The sequence below is a fragment of the Caballeronia sp. LZ003 genome, assembly GCF_031451465.1.
GTDB lineage: Bacteria > Pseudomonadota > Gammaproteobacteria > Burkholderiales > Burkholderiaceae > Caballeronia.
The window spans coordinates 1-21,640 of the sequence record NZ_JARUXJ010000186.1 but is presented as its reverse complement, the minus strand read 5'-3'; the positions used below and the strand labels follow the sequence as shown (position 1 = coordinate 21,640).

Genomic DNA, 21,640 nt, shown 5'->3' with positions numbered 1-21,640 from the left:
CCAAAGGAGCGAACAGATGAGAAGATCGGCAGAGAACAAGTTGCGGGTGGTAGCAGTGCGCATCGACCCCGTCATCGAGCAGCGCTTGCGGGTGCTGGCCGAGGCCACGGGGCGCAAACAATCGTTCTTTCTGCAGCGGATGATTGAAGAGGGCATCGAGGCCATGGAGGAAATCTGGCTGTCGCCACAGACGCTTGCCAAGGTTCGAAAGGGCGATTTCCCTGAGTTGCTTGACGCGCGCAGCGCGACTTCGGATTTGTTCGACTTGGATGTGACCGACGCAGACTCGTAGAGAGCAGAGGGTCCGCGCTCCGATGCGCCGCCAGCGTTCGGTATGAACGGGTTTGTCTCTAACCGAAAGGAAAGGTTTTAATGAACAAGCAGAAACTGATTGACGCAGTGGCGTCCGGAGCCGGTACGAGCAAGCTCGCCGCCGAGGAAGCCATCAATGCCGTGTTTGAGACGATCGCGAAGACGGTGGCGGCAGGCGATGCCGTTCAACTGATCGGCTTTGGCTCGTTTGGCGCCGGCGAACGCGCTGCGCGCACCGGTCGCAATCCGAAGACCGGTGAGCCGATCGAGATCGCGGCAGGCGAGACGGTCAAATTCACCGCGGGCAAGGCGTTCAAGGACGCCGTCAACCAAGCCTGAGCGAGGGCGGCGCCCGTCGCGCCACCGACTTAGAAGAGTTGCGCATCAAGCGGCCGCAGGCTATTGAGCTTGACGGCCGTGCGACGTTCCGTGCCGTCCGCATGAATCGAGCGGATCATGATCCGTCGGCCACGCGCTTCGCCCAGCACCTCAACGATGCGATCGTCGTACCGCATAAGGGTACCGCGGGGCGGTTTGCGTTTGATGCGGCTGCGACCGGAAGAAGGCATAGGGGTATCGACGGGCGTGCGGCGATCGTATCATGCCCAGATGCCGCGGCGGCACATCGTGTCGCTCACCAGGTCACAGCAACAGGGAAGGGCAAAAGCATGCGCCGCATCGTTGTACGTTCTTCGCCGGTCCACGGACGCGGCGTATTCGCGCTCACCCAGATCGGTGCTGGCGAGACGATCCTGGAATACAAGGGCAAGCGGGTGTCGTGGGCACAAGCGCAGCGCCAGTTTGCGCGCTCGGCCGCCGAAGACGGCCATACGTTCTACTTCGATCTCGACGACGGGCGCGTGATCGACGGTGCACAGGGCGGCAACTCGGCGCGATGGATTAATCACAGTTGCGCGCCGAACTGCGAGACCGAGCAAGACGGCAGTCGGGTGTTCTTTCACGCGCTGCGCGACATCGCGCCAGGCGAAGAGTTGTTTATCGACTATCGGCTTTTTGTGGAAGGGCGAAAATCTGCTGCGCTCAAGCGGCTCTATGCGTGTCGCTGCGGGTCCGACGCCTGTCGAGGGACGATGCTGGACCTGTCCTGAAACCGCCGATGAAATGATGCGCACGCGCCAACAACTATCGAACTTCACCAATCGCACCTCGACCATCGCACCTGCCCGACCGCGACGGCGTCGACGGTGCACCCTGTTGATGAAACGTGACTGTCATGCCCTCACCGAAATGGACATTCGCTTCACGCTTTAGACGCAATGCGTTCGGGTGGCGGTCGTCGCTACCGATCCAACGCCTGAAGGAGGCGGTGTCTGAGATTCGTTCGGTCGCGCGTACGGATCGCGCGCTCGCCGCCAAGGGGGCCGTTCTGCTGCTTGAAAAGCTATCACCCGCATTCGAGCAGGTCGACAGTTCCTCGGGCGCCCTGGGCAGTGCAGTCAATCGCACGATCGACGCGCTTGTGCCGGTGATCGTAGCGGCCGACGTGACGCTTGCTGTACGCCGACGCTGGCTGGACAGGCTATTTGAGGCCTTGCAAGACGATCAGACGCCCTACATCGAGCATCTGGGTGATCACTGGGGCGCGTTGTGCGTGACGCCCGAGTTGGCGTCGGAATGGGCGGATCGGCTGTTGCCGCTTGTCACGCACGTGCTTCAGGCCGAAGGCTTCAACTACTTCGTCGGTACGGTGCCGTGCTTGAGTGCGCTTTTCACTGCCGGCCGCTTCGCGGAGCTTGTTGAGCTCGCCCAGCGTGATCGGCTGAAGTCCTGGTGGTATCGACGGTGGGCCGTTGACGCGCTGGTTTCCCTCGGACGTCCGGGCGATGCGCTTCGTCTGGCTGAAGCGAGTCGAGGGCTGAACGCGCCCGAGCACGCGATCGCGCGAGCGTGCGAGACGATTCTTCTCGGGTGCGGCATGAGAAACGAAGCCTACGAGCGCTACGCCATTTCCGCGAATCGTTCAGGCACGTACCTCGCAACGTTCCGGGGCATCGCCAAAAAATATCCTGAAAAATCGCAGGAAACCATCTTGTCCGACCTGGTGCGCAGCGAGCCCGGGTCGGAAGGCAAGTGGTTCGCCGCCGCAAAAGACGCCCGCCTTTTCGATCAGGCGGTCGCGCTGTCCAGGCAGAGTCCCACCGATCCGAAAACGCTCATTCGCGCGGCGCGAGATTACGAGACGACGCAGCCGCAGTTCGCGATGGAGTGTGCCGTCTCCGCGCTGCATTGGATGGAGGCCGGCTATGGCTACGAAATCTCGGCGACTGACGTCATCGATGCCTACGATGCCCTCCTTGCCGCGGCGCTCGTCGGTCGTGTGACGAAGGCCGCGGTGGACGGCTGTGTGCGAAGCCTGATTCGCAATGCAAATTCGCTGGTGGGGCGAGCGTTGCACATGCGCATGGAAGCGCCCGGCGCTAAAAAAGAAGAAAAGAGCAAGGGTATCGGCTGATGCAGCCCTTGGGCGTCGCGCACTTCTATGCGTAAATCCGGCACGGTCCGATCGTTCGCAGCCAAGGCCCAAAGACCGGCCGGCTGCGCGCCCGCATGCTTCCTTGACTTCCCGAGAATCTGAATACGCTGGTCTCAACCAATCAGGAGATGCACAGCGTATGAAGACAACCGCAGTCGACCGAAAACATCACGTCCCCGGTACGTCGCCCGGCGTGCTCAAGCGGACTTCCCTGGAAGCTGAACGCGAACTCGCTCATATACGCAAAGTGGCGACGGTAGTGCGTGCAACATCAGCTCCGTTGGCGATAAGCGTTCGGTACTGGAGGGCACGTCTGCATGAGCTACGCGTCGCCTACGCGTTGCTGCCCGTCCAACTTGCCCGGCTGTCTGCGCTTGAGCTTGACGTCGAACAGCTTGACGTCGAACAGCTCGCAAGGAAGCAGGTGGACGTCGGCACGAGCGACGAACGCCGCGTGGCGTAGCGACGTCCTCGAAGCCTCGGGGCCTCTGAACTCGAGTCTCAAACGGGTTGAGTTTGCCGCTTGCCGCGGCGAAGCCTCAGTGCTCGATTGCTGCCTCTCGACAACGGGCGGCGTCTCGGCGAGTCCGTCCGTGAGGCCCGACTCATAGAGCTTTCCGGACGTCGATGTCATAGCAGAACGGCTTGTTGCAAAAGCTCTAAGGCTTTCAACTCGTTCAGGCAACCGGTGCGCGCCTTGCCGGCGAGCGTCTTCAAGAGTGCCTCGGCGATCGGTGGAATACCGTCAAGACCGTCTAAGTTGGTTTCCAAAGCGGCGAAGGGCGGCGTTGCTGTAGATTGCGACGGTGACAACGGGAGCAGCGACTCCCCGGGCGCAGAGATGGGGGCGGGGGCGTGGCTTTCGATGCGCTCCAAGGGGCTGTCGGCGCGGGTTGCAACGGCACTGCTGACGTTCTCGTGCTGAGGACTCCCAATGCTGTCGCCGTCGCCCGCCGCGTCAACTGGCAATGGCTCGGTGTGCGGGTTACTAGAAGTGCTAGGCAGCGCTCCATCCATCTCGCTGGTGGGAGCGGCTGCGACCTGCGTATCCTCATAGGCCGCCGCAGCGGTTGGCGCGTGCTTGGCCAGGCGCGCGCACGCGTGATGCGGGCGCGAGCAACTGCGCGACTGACTCGGGAATGTCGGCTTCCGCGCGAGGTGTGTCGAGCCAGCCCGCAGGCAGGCCGAGCCCCATGGTGAAGCGCTCCGCTTCGGCATCATCCATGCGCTTTTTACCGTGGAGTCGGTGCGCCATATTCGAACCGCTAAGACCCAAGACCGCGCCGAGCTTGACCTTCGAACCGTTGCGGGTGGTGAGAACGTGAAGATTGGCCTGCCTGATCCGCTCTACGGTCGCACCGCCGTCTGGCTGGACCTGCTTCCTTCCGGCTGCTTGATGCGACCGGTGCGATTTCGGCGAATCTTCAGCTGTCGCAGCTCGACCGCTTGTCTGCGCAGAAGCCTTTTGGGCACGGGTCTTGAGCGCGCCCGACGCTTCCTTCGAACTCTTAGACGGCATGGTCGTATCCTTGGACAAGCTGCTGGCAAGCAGCGATGGCTTCTGCACGCTTGGAAGAAGGGGTGCTGCGTCGATGTCACCTTCATCGACGATCTCGTCCGTATGGACGAACACGAGCGGCGCCTTCAGGCGCGGAATGGTCTCCGGCGAGAGCGCCGGATGATGTTGGTCAAAGTAGCCGGAAGGTAGCCCGAGCGTCGTTTCCATATGGAAGGCGGTTTCGGGCGTAAATCGCTCTCCGCGCATCAGCTCGGCGATCCGGGTCATGCTGGAGTCAAGTCCCAACGCGATATTCTCCGCGCCGACCGCATCGACGAGGAACTTCAACGAACGAGTCTTAATAATCGACGCCGGCGTCGCTCCGCCATTGGTCTCTTTTGAAGGAGGTTGGCCTCGCGGTGGGTGCTTCGGATTCGTCAAGTGTTGAGGTTGGCGCCGACTGTTTGGCTTGCCCCGATATCCCGCATTCGGTCCGCGGGTTTGACTCATAGGAGAACTCCGGTGCGCTGCGTGAAATTTGCGCGTTCCATTATATCGGCCGTCGTTCGATCCGAGCGACTATGCCCGCGCACGCGTAGGTGTCGCGGTAAAGGACGCGTTCGCGCAGCGTGGACCGATTGCGATCAGTGGCGTGCCGCGGTGAGCCTGGGCGGCGAGGTGCGTCCGCCTAGCGGCGAACGCGTGCCGCAACGTGAACATTTCTTGGCGCACTCGCTAGTTGTCGGTCCGCCTGTTGCAACACCGCTTCGGACAACGGCAGGTCCGCCGCCTAAAACCCCCATCGCCGCTCGACTTCGGCGCGCTGCAAACCGGGCTCCAGAGCCGCCTCAGCGCGTGCATGAATATTTACATCCGTGTTCCGATAGCCCGCATCTTGCACAAAGAACGTGACGTAGACGAGTTCGATAAGCTCGTTGAAAAGATACGCCGATCCAGCACCGGCCCGACAGGCGGCGAACGTCAAGTGGTTCAACAAGGCGACAGGCTGCGCTGCTGAAGACGGGAGGGAGCCGTTGACCCGCGCGCAGGTAAAGGCAGAACTGGTCCAACTCGAACGCGCTGCATATAGCCCGAGCATGGATCGCGTGACGTATCTGGCCGAGATCCGAGCTGCCGAAGCGAAGGTCGCGGCGCAGAACGGGCAAACGAGCTACGGCGGCGTGGCTGACACTGCGTCGGCTTCGGGCGCCCCGGCTCACACCGGCGATAGCAGCGCGCCTGACTATTTCGGTCATTGTTCGCCCGACGGAGAGCTACGAGGCTCCTGCTCGAAGAACTGGCCGGTGTGGTGGTACCGCAGACGGCCAGTTTGCTTAATTGCACCTCCGCCACCGGCGTAGCCGATGGCTTGCCCAGCACTTAACTCGTTCTAGCTTTCTTCGTGGGTGTTTAGGGGAAAAGGATAGCGGCGATGTCTCTGGCGCTATGCAGGACGTGAATGACGTCGATGCGCTCGGGTTGACCCGTGACGCGGTAGAAAATTTGGTAGCTGCCGTGAACCCGATGCCGCACGCCGCGATCTTCGTATCGAGGCACGAGCGGGTAGGCGAGGGGCATGTCTGCAAGGCTCATGCACTTGTCACGCATCTCACGAACGAAGCTTAAGGCGCGGCGCGGATTGTCGCGGGCGATGTAGTCGCCGATGGCCTCAAGCTCGGCCTCGGCGGCCGGTAAAATGCGAACAATCATGCCTTGCCGTTCATCATCGCCTGATACTTAGCTTCAAGTCGGTCGAACACTTCTTGGCCGGGTTGTCCTCGGCCAGCCTCTGAATCGGCGATGCCTCGCTCGATCACGGCATCCAACGCGGCAAGCTGCGTCTCGCGATCCTGAATCAATCGCACGCCTTCGCGCAGCACTTCACTCTTCGAGCCGTACCGTCCGGTTTCGACCAGCTTCGTAATGTATCCCTCGAGCTGTTGTCCAAGGTCTGCACTGATCATGGTTCTGTCCTCCAGGCAAGTCACCCCCACAGTATAACCCTTAATAACTATTATCAAGCGTAGTCAGCACCGTCTGCTGCAAAGGACAGCTCAGACAACGGCGCAGGAGGCCGGTGTCAATGTTTTTAGCAAACAGACCGCTCAGGAGGAGTGGGACGATACGGTTGTAGAAGTCCACCGGCTCCGCGATCGCCCGCGAACCTGCACCTTGCAAGGCCTAGCGGAAAGCGTTCGCGCACTCCGTGCGCGATGTTGGCATTGATGAGGCAAGCAGCCGGATCGGCAAAGACGGTGACAATCTGCTGTCGGCGTGTGTCTCCACAGACCAGATCCGCGATGACGGGCGGCCTTGAACCGCGGCGCGGCAACCATCACAAGGCTCATTGCTTGCCGGTTTTGCGGCGATTCCCGGCCCGTCAACGAAGTCGGGGCAAAGAGAAGGGCCCCGCTGCTCGCTAATCGGCCTTAGCGGACGGTCTATTCACGGCGATGGCACTGACATCGGAGACCGGCATTAAAGCTATTCCTGCTAATGCAGAGGATTCTTAACGAAGTACAGACGGCGCAATGGGTCCGCATTGGCACAACGTAAGGGCCGTCTGTACTTCGTTAAGAATTCTTTGAGCTAAGCCGCTCCGCAGACGGGGGGCTATGAGTATTGAATCGAAGTGCGTATGCGATGTACGAGCCGACAGTATTCGCAGCGTCCGGGACGGATCGCTCTCGGCCAATTCTAGTGAAGAGAAGCCCGCGCAGCGCACGCGATAAACAGGCGATGCGAGGTGCTTCATGAGACGGTCGACGGCTTTTGGCCGAGCGATTCCACCGGCGTCCGCGGGACGCACGGGAATCGGTGTTGGATGTGAGCGGATCGGGATTCATCGACGATTCGCTGGGGGTGCTCGCGGTGGCGCACCAAGTAATAAGCGCTCGATGCAGAGCATGCGCCCGCGCGAACATACAGGACAGACGTCGAGCGAACGACCTGTGAGTTTCGCGTAGCGGTCGCGATAGTCGGGTTCTGGTGCGTGGCAAGTCACGCGAACAGGCTCGACGTTGAGGAGATGGCGGCACACACTCAACTTAGCCTCACGCAAGCGATTGCAGAGCAACCCATAGTGACGGATGCGTTGCAACCCGCGCGGTAACACGTGCAGCAGGAAGCGTCGAATAAATTCGTGGGCGTCCAGCCCCATCACGCGTGACCGGCCCGGATGGCGATAATCCTTCCAGCGGAAAGTAACGCGTCCGTCAGTCAAACCGATGAGGCGGTTGTTGGAGATCGCAACGCGGTGAGTATAGCGTCCGAGATAATCAAGGACCTGCTGCGGGCCGCCAAACGGCTCCTTCGCGTAGACCACCCATTCGGCGCGCCGCGGACCGGCGAGATAGCGAGCGAATTCGCTCCGTTCGGCGAGGTGCGCGAGCGAGGAGAAGAAGCGCAACTCGCCCATGTCGAAGGCATGCTGCAACCGCTCTAAGAACAGTCGTCGAAACAGACGCGAAAGCACCCGCACGGGCAAGAAGAAACCTGGCTTGCACGCCACCCAGCGGGCGCCGTCGGAAGCGAGGCCACCGCCCGGGACAACGCAGTGCAAATGAGGATGATGCACAAGATTCTGCCCCCAAGTGTGCAGAATCGCGATAAAACCGATCGTCGCGCCGAGATGGTGTCGGTCGGCTGCGATCGTGTGCAGTGTTTCGGCGGTGGCCTGGAACAGGAGGTCGTAGACTACCCGCTTGTTCTGGAAGGCGATGGACGCGATCTGCTCGGGAAGCGTGAAGACAACGTGGAAGTACGGCACAGGCAGCAGATCAGCTTGGCGGTCCTCGAGCTATTGTGCGCGGGCGAACGACTGACACTTCGGACAGTGCCGATTACCGCAAGAGTTGTAGGCGATGCGCTGATGCCCGCAGGTGTCACACTGTTCGACGTGGCCACCCAACGCGGCCGTACGACATTGCTCGATCGCGGCCATGACGCGATGCTGCTCGCGGCTAAGCGAGGCGGCGTGCACTTCCCGATAGGCGGGGCCGTGACGACGCAGAACGTCCGCTAGTTCCAGCGCGGCGCGCATCATCGCACTCAGTCGGTCGTGCGCGATGGCTCGGGGCAGACGAGCGTGGTGGGTTGCTGAGGCAGTCGATCGAACGGACTGGTCGTCGCGCAGACGGTGCTGGTTGCGACCTTCAGATAGACAGAGGTGGTGGCGAGGCTGCAATGACCGAGCAGCAATTGTATGGTGCGCACGTCGGTGCCGGATTCGAGCAGGTGCGTGGCGAACGCATGACGCAAAGAATGCGGCGTGATGGGCTTGCTGATACCGGCGCGGCGGCGAGCGTCCTGGCAGGCCTTCCGTATCACGTCGGCACCCACGGGCTGATCCGGGAAGCGGCCGGGGAACAACCAGCACTGGGGCCGACCAATGCACCAGTAATTGCGCAGAATTTCCAGCAGTCGTGGCGAGAGCATCACGTAGCGGTCGGCATGCCCCTTGCCCTGTTCGACACGCAGCGTCATGCGTTCGCTATCAATGTCGCTGACCTTCAGCTGGGTGGCCTCCGAGACACGTAGGCCCGCGGCGTAGGCCGCCATCAGCACGGTACGATGCTTGACGCTGCGGATCGCTTCGAGAAATTGGCTGACTTCCTCCTGACTGAGGATCACCGGCAGCTTGCGCGGCGTCCTGGACATGGGAATCTCGTCCACTGACCAATCGCGTTTGAGCGTGATGTTGTACAGGAAGCGCAGCGCTGCAGTGGCCACCACCAGGGTGCTAGATGAGCGCCGCTGCACCTCGATCAGGTGCACTTGCCAGAGATGCACCTCCTCGAGGCCCAGTAGTTCAGGGGAACGCCCGAAGTGCTGGGCAAAGGCGCTCACCTGCTGAAGGTAAGCGCGCTGCGTGTTGGCGGCGAGGTTGCGCACACGCATATCCTCAATCATGCGTCGACGTAGGGGTGTCATGGTGGACTCCGCTGAAAATGGGCACGGCAGCAAACTGCCCTGCCATGGTCCACCCGAACGGAGATGCCGCGCCAACGGTCCTCGAGCAGCCAATGCGACTGGCCGACCGCCTCCTCCCGCGTCAGCGGGTTAGTTCAATACGACTTATCACGCATGGGAAGCGCTGAGACGGCGCTGATTGTGGTCGGCTTGCGTCGTTCCGCGGGGCCTGCAAGTCCGAATCGCGTTGCCGGGCAACATATCTGGCGTTCCTTTGCCCGCTGTGCCCCTTTCTTAAGCGAACCGCGGAGATCGAGTGCTAGACAGACGGATTGCGTCGGCGCGACAGGCGATTCCGCGCGTCGTCGGTGCCGGTCGCCGAGGCCGTAGCCTAGCCGCGGCAGTTCATTTGATTAGCGTGGCGTTGCGCCGGAGGGTCGGCAAACCGCAAGCTGGTAGCTGCCTCCGCGCAGCGTAATTGTTCCGCGGCGCCGCGCGACGCTTACCTCAACGTGGGTGACGACCCTGGGCCATCTGCACACGCCAACCATAGCCGTGCACCTTCTAGCCACTTCGCCTCGATGCGCCTCACGGCGCGCATGTATCAATCGTTACACGCGTTGACCTGGGTGCTCGCCCGCGTCCGGTAAGATGACAGTCGATTCCAAAGAGGAAAGCCGAATGAACAAGCAGGAACTGATCGACGCGGTCGCCGCACAGGCGGGAACCAGCAAGGCCGCCGTGGAAGAGACGATCAACGCCGTTGTGAGCACGATCTCGCGCGAAGTGGCCGAGGGGAAGCCGGTTCAGTTGATCGGGTTTGGCAGCTTCTCCACCGGCGCGCGTGCGGCGCGGACCGGCCGGAATCCCCAGACTGGCGAGACGGTTCAAATCGCTGCCGCGAAAACGGTGAAGTTCACGGCCGGCAAAGCGTTCAAGGACGCAGTCAACGGCGCGTAAGGCAAACGGGGCGAGGAGGCTCCGCCCCGTTCGTCAGAAAAGCTGGCTGTCCAACGGCAACAGATTCACGAGCTTGATCGCCGTGCGTCGCTCGGTTCCGTCCTCGTGGACAGAACGGATCATGACGCGTTGCCCGCGCGCTTCGCCGAGCACCTCAACGATCCGGTCTCGGTAGTGAGCCAGTGTGCCGCGAGGCGGCTTGCGCTTGATAGGGCGATCAGCGGAGCGGGGCATAGGCGTATTGCAATACGGGCTTGACCGATTATCCAACGTTGCGCGATTCACCGCGACCCTTTTGTTCTTGTCTCTTCAGATTCGCACCGAGCCGCCGACTGCCATCCGGTCGTCCTTCGTCCACGGCTCGCAGTGTGTTCGCGGTCAGCGCAAGCGCTCCATTCACCCCACAACGGGCATATTCATGCGAAACGCATGAATGTCAGAATGGCATCTCGTCGAAATGGAGCGCGGCCTGCCGACGTTTCAGGTGCTTCAACCAGCTTTTGAATTGCTTGAGGTCTTCAAACACATGCAGATCTGCTTCCAGATCGCGCATGCTTTGCCGGAGCCCGACGATGTCATTCGAGAGATTGCGCAAGACGGTCCCGGGAGATACTTCAGCGAATGGAGGAATTCCGTAGGCATGCCTGAAGCCGGCCTCGACGTGCAGGATTTCCTGGTCCAGTTCGCCGAGCTGCTCCCTGAGGATCTTGTTGTAATGCTTTAGTCGATCTTCGCTGATGACATTGATGGCGCGCTGGTCGATGTGCTCGAGCTCCAGTTGCAATTCCAGCAATTTCAGGAGATCGTTTTTGCCGTAAGCCTGGTTGGCCCGCTGCATCAGCCCGGTCTTGCGTTCGCGGTTCCTGAGGATCCGCTTCGCGATCAGGATGTAAAGCGCTGGCGAGTTTTCGATAGACCTCGCGGATAGACTGGCTCAACTCTGCCTGCTCTGCTTCCTGCTTGGCCTGCGCGGCGAGCTGTTTTGAACCGCCCCGGCTTTGTCGGAGACCGCCGAGTTCGGCGCTACGCCGCGCGAGCGGAGCGCACCAGATTCCGATTGTAGACTTCCTCTGCTTCCGCAGGCGATACGTACCCGAGCGGGCCGAGCAACCGATGGTGGTTGTACCAGTGCACCCATTCGAGCGTGGCGAGTTCGACATCCTGGTGCGTACGCCATGAACGGCGATGCACGACTTCGGTCTTTTACAAGCCGTTGATCGTTTCGGCCAGAGCGTTGTCGTAAGAGTCGCCGACAGTTCCGACTGATGGCTCAACGCCCACGTCCACCAAACGTTCGGTGTACCGAATGCTGAGATATTGCGACCCGTGATCGCTATGATGAATGAGCCCGGGCGGTGGCTGGCGATCGTGTAACGCCTAATTCAGCGCATCCAGCACGAAGTCAGTCTTCATCAATGCCGACACGCGCCAGCCGACGATACGGCGCGCAAACACATCGGTCACGAAGGCCACGTAGACAAAGCCCGACCATGTCCAGCAGTAGGTAAAATCTGCGACCCACAGCGCGTTAGGCCGCTCGGCCCGGAACTGACGTTTGACCCGGTCCAGCGGGCACGGCACCGCATCGTCGCGCTGCGTCGTCTTGATCCGGCGCCCACGCCGCACACCTTCGAGGCCCATCACCTTCATCAGGCGCGCAACCGTGCAGCGCGCGACCTTTACGCCATCGCGCAACAACTGGCGCCAGACCTTGCGCACTCCATACACGCCGAAGTTCTCGTCCCAGACCGCCCGGATGAGGGCCTTCAGTTTAATATCGCGACGCGCTCGTGCTGGCCATTGCTCCGGATCGCTGCGCCGCCCGGCGTGGCGGTAATACGTCGACGGCGCGATCGGCAGCAGGCGGCAGATCGGCTCGATACCGTAGACGTCGCGATGCTCGTCGATGAACGCGATCACGGCTTCGATCGGCGGTCGAGCTCCGCCTGCGCGAAATATGCGGAGGCCTTGCGCAGGATCTCGTTGGTCGTGCGCAGTTCACGATTCTCGCGCTCCAGTTCCTTCAGACGCGCTAGCTCCGAAGTTGTCGCGCCCGCTCGTTGGCCACGGTCGCGCTCAGCCTGAATGATCCAGTTGCGAAGCGTCTCGCGCGACATCCCCATCTTCGAGGCGATCGAGCGGATCGCCGCCCCCTGCGTTTGATACTCGTATTGGTGCTCGAACACCATTCGCACCGCTCGCTCACGGACCTCATCCGAATATCGCGTCCCGGTGGGCTTCCTTGCCCTGCTTTCGTTTTCCATACTTCAAATCTCCAATTACAGCCAAGATCCGAAGTCTCCTACATTCCCGGTGCGGTTCAGTTTTGCCGACTTCTTCCGTTTGGCGCGTCGCGCTTCCCGAGCCTGATTTGCGGCTGCTTCCTGCGTGTGCTGCTCTTCCATTCTGGCATGCGCGCGCTGCAAGACTTCGTCGGGCGAACTCATGTCGATGTCGTCACCCAGTTCAACGCCGAGCATTGCCTCGAGCGCCAACTTCATATCCTCGAGTTCGGCCGCCGCTTCGCTATCGTAGTCGGATTGGCTATGTCTGTTGTAAATGACCTTCAACTGCGCATCGTCGCTTTCCTCGATCAGATCGCCAGCCAGGCCGGCGATCAGCTCCGAGATGGTGCGCCGCTCGGCCTTGGTCAGTCCTTTCTGGTCGAAGGCACCATCGAGCCGATAAACCATCTTGACGTGCAGATCCGTCGATTCCCGTTCGAGAGGCAATAGTTCGTCAATGTACTTTTTCTGGAACGCCGGCATGACGGTCTCCCACGCCCGCAGACGGTCACGGCGCTTCTCGATCTGTCTGATCAGGGTGTTGAATGCCTTCTGTCCCCGGGACAGGCTAGCCTGGTTGTGGCCCGGCGCGATGCTGACGGCCTGGCGGATCGCCTTGGTCATGAGAGAGCTTCCGGTTGTCGCGGGAGTCGAAACCAAGGCGATATTTTAGCCGGATGCCGGCTGCGCAAGCGACCTGTGTGGTTCGAAGTTTGAAGGGCGACAGCACGGGTATCGGCATCAAGCTCGCGTGACGGTACCGCAGCATCGGACGGCGGCGTACTGCGTCCATGTCGATGCCGTCGAGCAGCCAATGCAACTGCTCGGCCGTCAGCTCGATCACCGCCTGTTACCGACGTGGCTAGACGATAGTTCCAGACGTCCCTGTTATAGCAGGACGGCTTGTTGCAATAGCTCCAACGCTTTCAGTTCGTCCAAGCGACCGGAGCGTGCCTTGCCCGCGAGCGTCTTCAAGAGCGCCTCTGCGATAGGTGCGATTCCGTCAAGACCGGCTAAGCTGGTTCCCAAAGTGGCGGAGGGTGGCGTGGCTGTAGGCTTTGCCATCGAGAATGCGGGCAGGGACTCCGCCGGTGCGGCGATGGCTGCTGGCGTTCCTGGCTCGGCGCGTTCGACGAAACCGTCGTCGCGGGTGACGGATGAATTGATGACGTTTTCGTTGTGAACGCGTGCTGCGCCGTCGTCCCCGCGGTATCGGCTGGCAATGCTTCACTGTTCGGGCTGCTCGCAGAGGTGGGCAGGGCGCGGTCGATCTCGTCGGTCGGAGCGGCGGTGGCTTGGGTGTCCTCATACGGTACCGCGGCGGTTGGCGCGGGTGCTCGACCGGGCGCGCGCACGCGTGATGCGGGCGCAAGCAGCAGCGCGACGGACTCGGGAATGTCGGCTACAGAGCGAGGTGTGTCTAACCAGCCCGCAGGCAAACCGAGCCCCGCGGTGAAGCGCTCGGCTTCAGCATCATCCATGCGCTTCTTTCCGTGCAGTCGGTGCGCCATATTCGATCCGCCTAGACCCAAGACTGCGCCGAGCTTGACCTTTGAACCGTTGCGTGTGGTAAGAACGTGAAGGTTGGCCTGCCTGATACTCTCTACTGTCGCACCGCCGCTCGCTTGGGACTGCTTCCGCCCGGCCGCTTGATGCGATCGGTGCGGTTTGGGCGAATTTCCTTCTCCGGAAGGTTGACCGCTTTCCCGCTCTGAAAGCTTTTGGGCGCGGGTCTTGGGCGCGCCCAACACTTCTTTCGAACTCTTAGACGACATTGTGGTGTCCTCGGACAAACTGCTGGCAAGCAGCGAAGGCTTCTGCGCACTTGGAAGGACGGGTGCTTCCCCGACGTCCCCTTCGTGGCTGAACTCGTCCGTATGGACGAACTCGAGCGGCACCTTCAGGCGCGCAATCGTCTCCGACGAAAGAAGTGGATGAGATTGGTCGAAAAAGCCGGACGGTAGCCCAAGCGTAGTTTCCATGTGGAACGCGGTCTCGGGCGTGAATCGCTCTCCTCGTAGCAGTTCTGCGATTCGGGCCAAGCTGGACTCAAGTGCCAAAGCAATATTCTCCGCGCCGACTGCATCGACGAGGAATTTCAACGAACGAGTCTTGATAATGGACGCCTGCGTGGGCCCGTCGTCACGCGCTCTTAAAGGAGGTTGGTCTCGCGGTGCGCGATTTGGACTCGCCAGGTGATGTGGTTGGCGTCGACTGTTTGGCTTGCCCCGATATCCCGCATTTGGTCCGCGGGTTTGACTCATAGGAGAACTCCGATGCAATGCGTAAGATTCCGGCAACTATTATATCGGCCGTCCTCCACGTGAACGACTCTCGTGAATCGCGGGTAGGGGCGAGGTGATGGCGCGTTCGTTACTGGATGACCTTATCGCCGTCAGTGGCGCGACGCGGTGGACTTGAGCGGCGAGGCGCGTCCGCTGGCGGCAAACCGCTTGAGCCGGTCTCGTGCATCGGCATGAACGTACTTTGGCGCGCTTGCTAGTTGGCGGTCGGCCTATTGCAGCACCGCTTGAAACGACGGTAGCTCGGCCGCCTCAAGTTCCCACAGTCGCTCGACTTCGGCGCGTTGCAAGCCGCGCTCGAGAACTGCTTCAGCGCGTGCATAGATGATTAAATCCGTGTCCCCATAGCCCGCATCTTGCACAAAGAAGGTGACGTAGAGGAGTTGGACAAGCTCATTGAAGAGATACGCCGATCCAGCGCCGGATTGACACGCCGCGAACGTCAAGTGGTTCGATAATGCGACGGTCCGTGCCGCTGACGAAGGGAGGGGAAGCAACATCTCTTTGCTGAGAGGTTTTCGAAACAGCGACCGGGCAGTTCGCGCGGAGGGGCGGCGGGATGACATCGGCGAAGACGGAAAGAAAGTGTACTCAACGGGTGCGGGGAAATAATATCAGGCCACTGGACGTGTTACTGTGGCGCGCGCCGCGTTGCCCCGCGGACTGAACGCCTATTCGGGCGTCGGCGAACTTGAGCGCATTGAAAAACGTCGCTTTCGGCAGTCGATGGATCGACGCAGAGTTGCGTTGGAACGTCGTCAGCCTGAGTGGACGACCGCTGTGAACAGGACCGGCGAAGCAAAGCAGGCGGCACTGCTCCCTGTTCGGCCTTTGCGGACGTCAAAGTTCTGGTGGAGTTCCGGCTGCTATCCGCTTCCTTCCGGTCTTTCCACTTGGCAGTCGCCGATCGCTGATAAGGCTTTCCCCGGAGGCCCATTGCACATGCGCCGATGCGCGCTGTAGCTAGGGCTAAAGCTGACAGACTGACCCCGCGAGCCATGCCGCGAAGACGTCTTCTTCCATTGGGCGTCCAATGAAGTAGCCCTGGATTTCGTCGCATCCCCAATCACGGACCTGACCAAGTATCTCGGCGGTCTCCGCACCTTCCGCGACGGCCTTATACCCTAATTCGTGAACCAGTCGAATGACCGAACGCACGATCGTCGCGTCGCGCGGGCTCGTCATGATGGCCCTGACCAGCGCTTGATCGATCTTCACTGCCGCTACGTCTAGCGAACTCAATTGCGTAAGGTTACTGAATCCCGAACCGAAGTCGTCGATTGCCAGGGACACGCCAAGCCGCCGGAGCGCGCTCACGTTGCTGGCGCTTCTCTCGGTGTGAAGCATGAGCGAGCCCTCCGTGACTTCGAGCTCCAGTCGTTGTGGACTGACGCCGGCCGATTGAAGCGCGACGTTCACCTGCTCCACGAAGTCGGCGCGTGACAAGTCCGAGCCAACGGCATTGACTGAGATGACGAGCCCCGGATGCTGTATGTGCCATTCAGCGAGTTGCCGCAGCGCCGTCGCCAGTACCCAATCCGTGAGTGCATTGATCAATGCGGTGTTCGCGATGAGTGGGACGAATTCACCTGGAGAGATTTCGCCCAACTGCGGATGCCGCCATCGGACCAGTGCTTCAGCGCCGACACATACCCCATCGATCAGGCGCACGCGCGGCTGATAAACGAGCCGAAGCTGGTTTCGGGCGAGTGCATCTTTGAACGAGTTGAGCAGCAAAAACGTCCTATGTCTGCCAAGACCCATTTCACGGTCATAGACAACTGCATTTGCGTGGCTTTCACGCGCCCGTTCCGAAGCGAAGATCAATGCTGCTATCAGGTCGGAAGGTCCGGAAGTGTCGCAGATTCGTGCAATGCCGACCGACGGTGTGACATCAATAGGCAAGTCTCGTCCGACGATCAAGGGACTTTCGAATGCCCTCACGCATTTCCGAACCATCTCGCTGATCTCGCCGCAAGACGCTTCAGTGACGAACAGATAACGAGCATAGCCGATACGGTACAGGGTGACGCCCGTTCCGAGCGCCCTCATCAGTCTGCTTGTCGTCGCCACTGCTACGGCGTTCACGGTCTCCAGTCCGACCGCTACAACCATTCTATTGATGTAGTCCAGCGTGCAGACGTCCAGGAGCACGGCATGCGCCGAAGCGCAGCTGAGGGCGGTGTCGTCCGTGAAGCGAGCAAGATTCGGCAAACCGGTCACGTTGTCGCGGTATGCATTCGAGCGTAATGCGTCGACTCGTTGTGCAATGAGTCCGGCGAGCGCCGAGAGACGCGATTGCTCGCTGTCACCGAAAACAGGCCGGCTTTCGCTGTCGATGATGCAAAGGGTTCCAATGGCATACCCGTCGTCGGTTACGACAGGCGCTCCCGCATAGAAGCGGATACTCGGCTCACCCGTGACCAATGGATTGTCGTGGAAGCGCTCATCGAGATTCGCGTCGAGAACAACGGTGGGCTCTTTCGACAGAATCGCGTGGCCACAGAAGGAAATCTCCCTGGCGCTCTCGGCGAGCTTCAAGCCTACACGTGACTTGAACCACTGCCGTTCTTTGTCCACGAGCGTCACCAATGAAATCGGAACGTCGAACATCTCGGCGGCCAGCCGCGTGATGTCGTCGAAGAACGACTCAGGCCGGGTGTCCAACAGGTAAGTGGAGCGCAACGCACTCAGTCGTTCGGCTTCGTCAGCAGGATACGGCGGTATGAACATGGCTTCCTCGGTCTAATGCACCTATTCAAGATGCGTCGCATATCCGTTACGACCGTCACGCTTTGCCCGGTACATCGCGGCGTCCGCCTGGCGAAGCAATTGCGCGCCATCATCGGTTGGTGGGACGCTTGAAGTCGCCACCCCGACACTGATGGTCAGGCATCCATAAGGACTATCACCGTGAAGGATGGAAAGATCATATATGCGCTGCACAGCGGCTGTGGCCAGCTCAACGAGTGCTGCCGCGTCGCCTTCCGGCACGATGACCGCGAACTCCTCGCCTCCGAGCCTGGCAATACTAGAGCCTTCCGGAAAGACCGTGCGCAGCGCGCGCGCAACCTCGGCCAGAGCGTCATCTCCTTTCCCGTGCCCGTAGCGGTCGTTGTAGCGTTTGAACCAATCGATGTCGACGAACATCACGCCGATTGCGCTTGCGCCTGCTCGTGCCTTGGCGAGGGCGTCGCTCAACGATCCGTCGAAACTGCGCCGGTTAGCCAGGCCAGTCAGTGGATCGAGTCGCGCGAGGACCTTCAATTCCTCATTGACAGCGAGCAAACTGGCCGCCAGTTCAAGCTGCTTCTTATGGCCCCGTGTTGCCTGTCGAAAGAATCGTTGCCTATCGGATAACACCGCCGCCATGAGATACGACGCCACCGTGCACGCAAGCGTGAATCCCTGAACTTCGAGAATCGCGCCCGTAGGAAAGCGAAATGACCCGAACGTGCTTTGCACCGGGTGGTTGACCGTTGTGACAACCGCGAACGCGGCGGTAATGAAGGTGCCTGTAATGGCGGCATAGCCGCCCGCCCACAGTACCGCCAGTACGATGGAAGGAAGGGCCCAATACGGCGAGATGAGATGCTTCGGAGCAAAGATGCTCGCGCTGACGGCAAGCACAATACCGTGCGCCAGCAGTCCTCTCGCGCAACGTCGTCGCGTGCTATTCCATATGCATCGATGTATCTGTCCGCGAAATGCCCGTCTTGCCATATAACCGATAGGCAAAAACACCGCGAGGCCGAGCGCATCACTGCGGAGCCAGGTTAAAGCTATCGTCAGGGCTGGCCAGCTCAATAGCACATGCGACAGTAACCCAATGAGTGCTCCCGCGACCGCCGCCGGAGCAAGCACGGCGAGCGCGAGGAACTGATACAGTCCCTTCGGATGCACGACAGGGGACACCGGCGCGAAGTGTCCTCCCAGAACGACCGACAAAATGGCAACCTCGACGACATTGCCCGAAGCGAAGATGAATGCCGTTGCGGCGTCGATATGAAGCCAAAGGTTCGCGGCGACGCCGCCGATCGCGACAGCCCCGATCATTTCGCGCCATGGCGTCTTCCGCCGCTGGAACAGCATGCCGACGATAAGCCCGTTAGCGGGCCAGATGCTGCTCACGCCCCATGTCGCATGCGTCAGAGCTATGCCGAAGCTCGCGGCTATCGCAAACGCGACCGAAATCGCGCTGACTTTTGAAAGCAACTTCATAGGACACGGTGGCCGACCAGGTGCGAAAGGACCGCTTTCTTGAACAGACTGGCATTGTGGAGATATAACGTATAACGACCGGATGCGACCGAACTTGAGCGCGCATGCTCCTGCCTTCGACGCACGCGTGCTGTAGCCGCTATCGCCGCGCGCACTGCTGCATCTGGCGCGCAAATTCGCAACTCACTGCCTCAAGTTTGATTCTGCTCGGCCGTAACTGAGGTCATCGGCTTCGGCGTCCTTGTCGCCGGCCAGCACCGGTTCTGGCCCCATGGTTGACAACATCTCATTCCCTACCCTCGACATCCTATTTCATGACATTCCTGAGACGTCTCTCCGTTCGTCAAAAGCTCATTATCTCGATGGGCATATCCGTTCTGGTCTTCGTGATGGCTTCGACGACGTTGAGCGTATTCCTGACTGGAAACAGCATGAAGCAACGCGCTGTCGAGCAAGATTTGCCTGCGGCGGTAGGCGAGATTCGAAACGACATACTACGCCAGATCGCGGGGCCGCTTGCGCTCACCGAGGGAATCGCGGCGAATACCTTTATGCTCGACTTCGAGGAAAAAGGTCTTCCAGACAACGGTATCGATGCCTGGAAGACCTATGCCATGCGCATCAAGCGTGAAGCGAAGGCGGCAACGATTTCGTGGGTTTCTGAAACCACCGGCAAGTATCTGAGCGACAGCGGCGCTTCCCGCACAGTATCCAGAAGCGACCCGGGCGATCAATGGTTCTATCGCTTCCTTGCCAGCGGCAAGCCTTATCAATTGGACTTGGACAAGGACAAGGCTTCGCCGGCCTATAACCTTTTTATCAACGTCCGTTTCGATGCCAACGGAAAGACGGGCGTCGCTTCGATTGGCCTGTCAGTGAACGACCTGGCGGATACGATCCGCAGTTACAAGATCGGACAGCACGGTTTCGTCTACCTTGTCAGCCCTGACGGCGCGTATGTTATCCATCCCGACGCCGCGCTTGCCGACGGACGACATTTCTTTGGGGAAGCCAGCGGCTTAACCAAACAGATCGTGTCTGGACTGTTGAGTGGCAAACGCTTCGACCACTCGATCTATTCAGCCGCAGACGGAAAACATGTCGTCGCCACTTCGTTCGTGCCCGAGTTGAATCTCTATGTGGTAGCCGAAGTGCCCGAGTCGGAAATACTCGGCGGGATTACGCGGACCTCTACGATCTCCGCGCTGCTTGCCGCGCTGGTAGGCGGAGGCATCGGCGTGGTGATCATTATTTTCGTGAGCGGGTCCATTTCAGGTCCGCTGGGCCGTGCCGCCGCCATGCTCCGAGAAATTGCGGAGGGCCATGGAGATCTGACGCGACGTATGCCGGTCGAGACGGAAGACGAAGTCGGTGTGCTGGCTGCTTCCTTCAACCGCTTCATCGAATCGCTCAACCACATCATCGGTGAGGTGCGCGCGAGCACGCTTGCGATTTCATCGGCATCCCGGCAGATTTCGACGGGAAACCTTGACCTGTCCGCGCGAACCGAAGCACAAGCCTCCAATCTTCAGCAAACCGCCGCTGCCATGGAGGAACTGACCACAACCGTGCAGCAGAACGCCGCCCACGCAAACGAAGCCAATCAGCTAGTGATTGCGGCTTCGACGCGGGCACGACAAGGAGGCGTCGTCGTGAGCGACGTTGTCGGCACCATGAACGAGATCACCGAATCCTCACGCAAGATCGTTGACATCATCTCTGTCATCGACAGCATTGCGTTCCAAACCAACATTCTCGCGCTCAACGCCGCAGTCGAAGCAGCACGCGCCGGCGAGCAAGGCCGGGGCTTCGCGGTGGTGGCGTCGGAAGTTCGGACTCTTGCGCAACGAAGTGCGGGTGCCGCGAAAGAGATTAAGGCGCTCATCGACGGTTCATCGCAAAGCGTCGAGGCGGGAAGCCGTCAAGTTGCACACGCTCAACAGTCGATGGTCGACATCGTTTCGGCCGTTGAAAGCGTCACCGCCATCATGACTCAGATAGCCCACGCGAGCGCCGAGCAGAGCGACGGCATCGGACAGGTCAACCAAGCAGTCATGCAGATCGACGGGAACACCCAGCGAAACGCGGCGCAGGTCGAAGAGGCCGCGGCTGCGGCGACTTCGATGGAGCAACAGGCGGAGGTGCTAAGTCGAATCGTCGCAAAGTTCCAGCTCGATGAGAGCATCGTAGATTCAGTTTCGCTTTGAGGCAGCATCCATTACCGTCTAGGCCGCCCGTCTCGTCGCCTTGGAATGCTGATTCGCCTGGCAACCGGGCTGGGGTTCCCTTTGGGGATCGCCAGGGCGATAACTTCCTCGAACTCAATCAGCCGATCAACGTTCCTGGGAGCGGATAGTTCTCGACGGGGCGCACAAATCTGTCGATGCAGGGATTCGGCCTTTGCGGACGTTCCGCGTTAAGCAGCCGTGCGGCGGCTGCTCACCGCATCGCTGTCATTCACGACGCGGCGCCGGGAAACGTCGGCTTCTCGACAGGCGAATGAGTCTTGACGACCCTACTCAGCCGCTCATCAAGCGCAAGTCCGAACGTCTCTTGTTGTTTAGGGTTGTAGGACGCCTGCCCCGATCCATCGGCACGTCAACTCGCCCAGACGCCCGCGGGCAGGCGTCCTACAAGCCCCAAGGGAGGAAACCGC

At 60.5% G+C, this 21,640-nt stretch carries 21 protein-coding genes, 2 pseudogenes and 1 other annotated feature; of the genes and pseudogenes, 8 read left to right on the top strand and 15 right to left on the bottom strand.

The features are described from left to right. The first annotated feature begins 16 nt into the window (after window positions 1-16). Together QCE79_RS33830 and QCE79_RS33825 are read left to right on the top strand one after the other, a co-directional pair. Window positions 17-292: a hypothetical protein gene (locus tag QCE79_RS33830; RefSeq protein ID WP_309839577.1), complete on the top strand. Its 276-nt coding sequence runs from the start codon at window positions 17-19 to the stop codon at window positions 290-292. An 80-nt stretch (window positions 293-372) separates the two neighbouring features. Then, on the top strand, window positions 373-651 hold the full coding sequence (locus tag QCE79_RS33825) for an HU family DNA-binding protein (protein WP_309851932.1): 279 nt from the start codon (window positions 373-375) through the stop codon (window positions 649-651). 29 nt (window positions 652-680) lie between these two features. Here QCE79_RS33825 and QCE79_RS33820 read toward each other — a convergent pair whose 3' ends face one another. Next, window positions 681-881: a hypothetical protein gene (locus QCE79_RS33820; protein WP_309851929.1), complete on the bottom strand. Its 201-nt coding sequence runs from the start codon at window positions 879-881 to the stop codon at window positions 681-683. A gap of 99 nt (window positions 882-980) precedes the next feature. On the opposite strand from QCE79_RS33820, the gene QCE79_RS33815 reads away from it, so the two are divergent. The 3 genes from QCE79_RS33815 to QCE79_RS33805 all read left to right on the top strand — a co-directional run bounded on the left by QCE79_RS33815 (window position 981) and on the right by QCE79_RS33805 (window position 3,269). Then, entirely contained in the window at window positions 981-1,421 is a 441-nt protein-coding gene (locus QCE79_RS33815) for an SET domain-containing protein (RefSeq protein ID WP_309851926.1), read from the top strand. A 125-nt stretch (window positions 1,422-1,546) separates the two neighbouring features. Further along, window positions 1,547-2,785, top strand: coding sequence for a hypothetical protein (locus QCE79_RS33810; RefSeq protein ID WP_309852009.1), 1,239 nt, complete (start codon window positions 1,547-1,549; stop codon window positions 2,783-2,785). A gap of 160 nt (window positions 2,786-2,945) precedes the next feature. Continuing rightward, complete coding sequence (locus tag QCE79_RS33805) at window positions 2,946-3,269, top strand: hypothetical protein (RefSeq protein WP_309851923.1); 324 nt, start codon at window positions 2,946-2,948, stop codon at window positions 3,267-3,269. A 167-nt stretch (window positions 3,270-3,436) separates the two neighbouring features. Here QCE79_RS33805 and QCE79_RS33800 read toward each other — a convergent pair whose 3' ends face one another. Further along, entirely contained in the window at window positions 3,437-3,682 is a 246-nt protein-coding gene (locus QCE79_RS33800; protein WP_309852014.1) for a hypothetical protein, read from the bottom strand. 175 nt (window positions 3,683-3,857) lie between these two features. Continuing rightward, window positions 3,858-4,652: a hypothetical protein gene (locus QCE79_RS33795; protein ID WP_309851921.1), complete on the bottom strand. Its 795-nt coding sequence runs from the start codon at window positions 4,650-4,652 to the stop codon at window positions 3,858-3,860. 587 nt (window positions 4,653-5,239) lie between these two features. Here QCE79_RS33795 and QCE79_RS39545 point away from each other — a divergent pair. Then, the gene (locus tag QCE79_RS39545) at window positions 5,240-5,665 is read left to right on the top strand and encodes a DUF4148 domain-containing protein (RefSeq protein ID WP_404989480.1); all 426 of its coding nucleotides are present in this window, start codon (window positions 5,240-5,242) and stop codon (window positions 5,663-5,665) included. A gap of 49 nt (window positions 5,666-5,714) precedes the next feature. Here the strand turns inward: QCE79_RS39545 and QCE79_RS33785 are convergent, their stop codons facing one another. The 4 genes and pseudogenes from QCE79_RS33785 to QCE79_RS33770 form a co-directional block, all read right to left on the bottom strand. Continuing rightward, the gene (locus tag QCE79_RS33785; RefSeq protein WP_309851919.1) at window positions 5,715-6,014 is read right to left on the bottom strand and encodes a type II toxin-antitoxin system RelE/ParE family toxin; all 300 of its coding nucleotides are present in this window, start codon (window positions 6,012-6,014) and stop codon (window positions 5,715-5,717) included. After that, window positions 6,011-6,268 carry a type II toxin-antitoxin system ParD family antitoxin gene (locus QCE79_RS33780; RefSeq protein ID WP_053572633.1) on the bottom strand — a complete coding sequence of 86 codons (258 nt, stop codon included), beginning with the start codon at window positions 6,266-6,268 and terminating at the stop codon, window positions 6,011-6,013. The genes QCE79_RS33785 and QCE79_RS33780 overlap by 4 nt, the downstream gene beginning before the upstream one ends. An 878-nt stretch (window positions 6,269-7,146) precedes the next feature. After that, window positions 7,147-8,349 (bottom strand): annotated as a pseudogene (locus QCE79_RS33775) (IS91 family transposase). Window positions 8,350-8,354: 5 nt separating this feature from the next. Then, entirely contained in the window at window positions 8,355-9,236 is an 882-nt protein-coding gene (locus tag QCE79_RS33770) for a site-specific integrase (protein WP_309851916.1), read from the bottom strand. A gap of 630 nt (window positions 9,237-9,866) precedes the next feature. Between QCE79_RS33770 and QCE79_RS33765 the strand changes: the two genes are divergently transcribed. Beyond that, the gene (locus tag QCE79_RS33765) at window positions 9,867-10,175 is read left to right on the top strand and encodes an HU family DNA-binding protein (protein WP_309851217.1); all 309 of its coding nucleotides are present in this window, start codon (window positions 9,867-9,869) and stop codon (window positions 10,173-10,175) included. A 33-nt stretch (window positions 10,176-10,208) separates the two neighbouring features. Here QCE79_RS33765 and QCE79_RS33760 read toward each other — a convergent pair whose 3' ends face one another. The 8 genes and pseudogenes from QCE79_RS33760 to QCE79_RS33725 form a co-directional block, all read right to left on the bottom strand. Then, window positions 10,209-10,409 carry a hypothetical protein gene (locus QCE79_RS33760; RefSeq protein ID WP_309851913.1) on the bottom strand — a complete coding sequence of 67 codons (201 nt, stop codon included), beginning with the start codon at window positions 10,407-10,409 and terminating at the stop codon, window positions 10,209-10,211. A gap of 202 nt (window positions 10,410-10,611) precedes the next feature. Further along, window positions 10,612-11,013, bottom strand: coding sequence for a hypothetical protein (locus QCE79_RS33755; RefSeq protein WP_404989479.1), 402 nt, complete (start codon window positions 11,011-11,013; stop codon window positions 10,612-10,614). A gap of 185 nt (window positions 11,014-11,198) precedes the next feature. Continuing rightward, window positions 11,199-12,439 (bottom strand): annotated as a pseudogene (locus tag QCE79_RS33750) (IS3 family transposase). Beyond that, window positions 12,021-12,137: a sequence feature (AL1L pseudoknot), on the bottom strand. It overlaps the preceding pseudogene by 117 nt. A gap of 15 nt (window positions 12,440-12,454) precedes the next feature. Beyond that, window positions 12,455-13,084 carry a hypothetical protein gene (locus QCE79_RS33745; protein WP_309851911.1) on the bottom strand — a complete coding sequence of 210 codons (630 nt, stop codon included), beginning with the start codon at window positions 13,082-13,084 and terminating at the stop codon, window positions 12,455-12,457. A gap of 389 nt (window positions 13,085-13,473) precedes the next feature. Then, window positions 13,474-14,562 carry a hypothetical protein gene (locus QCE79_RS33740; protein WP_309851908.1) on the bottom strand — a complete coding sequence of 363 codons (1,089 nt, stop codon included), beginning with the start codon at window positions 14,560-14,562 and terminating at the stop codon, window positions 13,474-13,476. 413 nt (window positions 14,563-14,975) lie between these two features. After that, entirely contained in the window at window positions 14,976-15,209 is a 234-nt protein-coding gene (locus QCE79_RS33735; RefSeq protein ID WP_309851905.1) for a hypothetical protein, read from the bottom strand. Between the two features lie 523 nt (window positions 15,210-15,732). Next, window positions 15,733-17,496 carry a sensor domain-containing phosphodiesterase gene (locus QCE79_RS33730; protein ID WP_309851902.1) on the bottom strand — a complete coding sequence of 588 codons (1,764 nt, stop codon included), beginning with the start codon at window positions 17,494-17,496 and terminating at the stop codon, window positions 15,733-15,735. 21 nt (window positions 17,497-17,517) lie between these two features. Then, a complete protein-coding gene (locus QCE79_RS33725; RefSeq protein ID WP_309851899.1) occupies window positions 17,518-18,984 on the bottom strand; it encodes a diguanylate cyclase domain-containing protein in 1,467 nt (488 codons plus the stop codon). Between the two features lie 314 nt (window positions 18,985-19,298). On the opposite strand from QCE79_RS33725, the gene QCE79_RS33720 reads away from it, so the two are divergent. Then, on the top strand, window positions 19,299-21,191 hold the full coding sequence (locus QCE79_RS33720; RefSeq protein WP_309851896.1) for a methyl-accepting chemotaxis protein: 1,893 nt from the start codon (window positions 19,299-19,301) through the stop codon (window positions 21,189-21,191). Window positions 21,192-21,640: the final 449 nt, after the last annotated feature.